The organism is Polaribacter sp. IC073 (assembly GCF_007997075.1).
Classification (GTDB): Bacteria; Bacteroidota; Bacteroidia; order Flavobacteriales; family Flavobacteriaceae; genus Polaribacter.
Map to the genome: position 1 here is coordinate 1 of NZ_VORS01000040.1, position 479 is coordinate 479.

The 479-nt window shown below is 40.1% G+C and carries 1 protein-coding gene; it reads left to right on the forward strand.

Annotated elements, in window-relative coordinates; all coding sequences use genetic code 11:
- A partial coding sequence (locus ES045_RS16520; RefSeq protein WP_189663137.1) for a cadherin-like domain-containing protein occupies positions 1-479 on the forward strand: 479 nt, incomplete at both ends.

Here is a 479-nt window from a genome sequence, read left to right on the forward strand (position 1 = left end):
TTGTAACAGTAACTTCAGGTGGGGCAATTAGTTTTGCACCGACCGCGAATTACAATGGAAGTTCAACATTTGCTTATGTAATAAGTGATGGAAATGGCGAGACAGCAACAGCGAATCAAATTATAACGATCACTGCAGTAAATGATGCGCCGCAAGCGAATCCAGATACTGGAAGCACAAATGAAGATGAAACCTTAACGGTTGCCAAAGAAAATGGATTGATAGATGTAAATGATACAGATATTGATGCAGGAACTACTTTAAATATCACAAGTTTTGTGGTCTCTGGAGGATCTCCAATAACAGTAAGCCCAACGACCGCAGGATCAACATTAATTGCAGGAAAAGGAACGTTGACCATAAATACAGACGGTAGTTATTCGTTTGCACCAGTATTAAATTTCAACGGAACCGTACCACAAGTTACATATACGGTCAGTGACGGAACAAATACGGCAAATTCGACCTTAGACATTACC